The 3302-nt window shown below is 58.2% G+C and carries 3 protein-coding genes; all 3 read left to right on the forward strand.

Annotated elements, in window-relative coordinates; genetic code table 11:
• A partial coding sequence (locus ACETWG_08555; GenBank protein MFB0516641.1) for a TolC family protein occupies positions 1-1271 on the forward strand: 1271 nt, incomplete at its 5' end.
• Positions 1268-2713, forward strand: coding sequence for an efflux RND transporter periplasmic adaptor subunit (locus tag ACETWG_08560; protein MFB0516642.1), 1446 nt, complete (start codon positions 1268-1270; stop codon positions 2711-2713). The genes ACETWG_08555 and ACETWG_08560, both read left to right, overlap by 4 nt.
• Positions 2710-3302 (forward strand): ABC transporter ATP-binding protein (locus tag ACETWG_08565; protein ID MFB0516643.1); only part of this gene is annotated, 593 nt, incomplete at its 3' end. The genes ACETWG_08560 and ACETWG_08565, both read left to right, overlap by 4 nt.

Genomic DNA, 3302 nt, shown 5'->3' on the forward strand with positions numbered 1-3302 from the left:
TATTCCAACTCTGTGCGGCCGTGTTGCTGGGCGCGGGTCTGGTAAGGGCGCAGTCGGTGCCGGCCCTTACCCTGGAGCAGCTCATTGATATCGGGCTGGATAACAACAGCGACATCCGGATCGCCGAGCGTGATCTGATGGGAGCAAGGGCCGACCGCCGGGGTTCCTTCGCCGGGCTGGTGCCTTCCGTTAATATGAGCGGAAGCATTAATCTGGAGGACTTATATAGCCTCGGTCCGGTGGAATTTCCGGCTCCCGCTTTAAGTTCCAGGATCAGTCTAAGCCAGACGCTTTTCGATGGGGCAAGATCGTGGTACGATGCCCGCAGTGGCGCTACCTCGGTCAGGAGTAGCATCGCGTCCTTTGAAAGCATCCAGCAGCAAGCAGTGCTGACCATCAAACAGGCGTACTACAACCTCCTTTCAGCATCGGAGTTGCTGGAAGTCGCTGATGAGGCCCTGGCGCTGAGCCGGAGACAACTGGAGCTGGTGGAGGAGCGCTTTCGGTTGCAGGCGGTAAAGGAAACCGACTTGCTGAAGGCCAGGGTGAGCATGGGGCAGCGTGAGGCGGACCGGTACCAGGCCCGTCAGAACGTGGCTACAGCTATGACCAGCCTGAATGTGGCCATTGGACAGGAGCCGTCGTCACCGGTGAACGTTGCGCGCGATAGTTTAGTACTCAAGCCGGTTCCGGAGCGGGAGTCAGCATTAAGTTCGCTGCGGGCCAACAACCCGGAACTGAAGGTCCGGGCCCTGGCGGTGGACCAAGCCTGGCTCAGAGCTAAAAGGCAGCGGGGTGTTATGCTCCCCAGTGTCAGTGTGAGTTACGGCGGCAACTACCGAGCAGACGAACTGGGAGACCTCTTCAGCAGTGATAATCGCATCACCACCTCGAGCTTGAATATTTCGCTACCCCTCTTTTCCGGCCTGCAGAATACATCCCGGTATAGCAGTGAGCGGTACAATGCTCTCGCTGAGGAGGAGCGTTTCGACGGCCGGATGCGCGACCTGAAAAGTCAGCTGGAGAATACCCTGTCCAAGCTCGAATCGCTGCATAGTATCCATCCCATTTATCAGGAGGTGCTGGCTTCAGCCGAAGCGGACGTACGGCTGGCAAATGAGCAGTATAACCTAGGCGCCATCTCCATTCTGGACCTGCTGGATGCACAGGTCTCCCTGATCACAGCTCGCAGCACATTGGTACGGACTACTTACGACATTAAAATCGCTGAGGCGCAGCTCGAAGCGCTTATGGGAACTATAGGACAATGAAAATCAACCTTAAGAAGATCGGTCGCAAGCGCCTGTTTATTGGAGTGGGCGTACTGGCCATTATCCTGGTAATTGTTTTGAGTAACCTGTCCTCTGGTGGTGGTCAGGGTGAGGGCCGTCAGGGTCCTGCCGTGGCCGTTCAGGTGGAGGAGGTGGGCCGTCACAGCGTGGAGCAGACTGTCACGGCGGCGGGCAAGATTCAGCCGGTGTTTGAGACGGAAATATCCTCCACTGTGAGTGCCCAGATCAAGGCTATCCTGGTTGAAGAGGGCCGTGAAGTCTATCCCGGGGACACCCTGGTGATTCTGGACCGGCTCCGGAACGAGGCGGCTCACGAGCGGTCCAAGTCCGCTCTCCGGTCGGCCGATGCAGGCTTGAAAAAAGTAAAAGCCGAGCGGGACCGTGGGCGGCAACTTTTCGAGAAAAACCTGATCAGCCTACAAGACATGGAAACGCTGGAAGCTTCCTACGAAGATGCGCTCAGCCGGAAGGAGCAGGCCGAAGCTACGCTGGAGCAGGCCCGGGATGATCTGGATAAGACCATTCTGGTAGCACCGGAAGGCGGGGTGGTGACCAAGATCAACAAAGAAGTAGGCGAAATGGCGCTGGGCTCCACCTTCCAGGCGGATGTCCTGCTGGTGATCTCCGATCTGTCCATGATGGAGGTGGTAGTGGAGGTGGATGAAACCGACGTGGTAGACATTGAGCTCATGGACCTGGTCAAGATCGAGGTTGACGCTATCCAGGACACCGTTTTCGGTGGCCGGGTGTCACAGATTGCCCATTCGGCCCTGGTCCTGGGACAGGGCACCCAGGAGCAGGTGACCAATTTCGAGGTGGTAATGACTTTGGATGTGGATCCCACTGCCCGGCGGGTGGATCCCCGCATCCGGCCGGGGATGTCGGCGACGGCTACCATTACCACTGCTATGCATAAATCGGTAGTGGCGGTTCCCATCCAGGCCCTTACGGCCCGGTTGCCGATACGGAAAAGCCCTGAGGCGACGAGTGAAGGTGAAGCTTCTGTGAGACAGGGGGGTACTGATAGCCCTGGTGGCCGGCCCGGTTCCGGGCGTGGTGGTCGGGGAAGGCCGGAGGGTCCCCCGACGATGGCCGGGGCAATGCCTGAACGCGGCGGGGAAGCGGAAGATGAGTTCGCCAGACCTGAACCAGTGGAGGTAGTTTTCGTAGTAACCAAAGATACCACCGGATCGAGCGGAGGCTTCCTAGCCAGGCTTTTCGGCTCCAAGCCTCCTGAGACCGTTGAGCAGCGGGAAGTCAAGATCGGCATTTCCTCCGACACTCATTATGAGATCGTCTCCGGCTTGGAGCCCGGCGAGGAGATTGTAGTTGGCAACTACCGCGCCGTCAGCAAGGACCTAAGTGATAACAGCTGGGTTACCCGCAAGGAACGGCCTTCACCCCGACGGCAGCAACCATGACCACTCCCGAACAAAATAGGGTCAAACCGGCAAACGATGGCCGGGAGGCCCTCATTAATCTCCGTGCGGTGACCAAGGTCTACGATATGGGTAAGGAAAAGGTACACGCCCTCCGCGGTATCGATCTCGCTATTCGGCCCAATGAATACATCTCCATTATGGGACCTTCCGGTTCGGGCAAATCCACTCTCATGAACATCATCGGCTGTCTCGATACTCCTACCAGCGGACGCTATGAATTTGAGGGGGAGCTGGTCTGCGACGTAACCGATCATAGTATCAATAAAATGAATGACAACCAGCTGGCCGATATTCGTAACCGGAAGATCGGTTTTGTGTTTCAGACCTTCAATCTTCTGTCGCGAACTTCGGCCCTGCGGAACGTGGAGTTGCCGCTGATTTACGCTGGGGTTCATCGTCGCAGCCGTATAGAGCGGGCCCGGCAAGTCCTTGAGGAGGTGGGCCTGGCGGACCGGGCCAGCCACCGACCGAGTGAGCTCAGCGGTGGTCAGCGTCAGAGGGTGGCCATCGCCCGGGCTCTGGTGACGCGCCCGGCCATCATCCTGGCAGACGAGCCCACGGGCAACCT

It is taken from the genome of Candidatus Neomarinimicrobiota bacterium (assembly GCA_041862535.1).
GTDB lineage: Bacteria > Fidelibacterota > Marinisomatia > SCGC-AAA003-L08 > TS1B11.

Bases quoted from the DNA above. Each gene is read 5' to 3' on its own strand.
- ACETWG_08560 (MFB0516642.1), top strand. From the start codon at position 1,268: ATGAAAATCAACCTTAAGAAGATCGGTCGCAAGCGCCTGTTTATTGGA.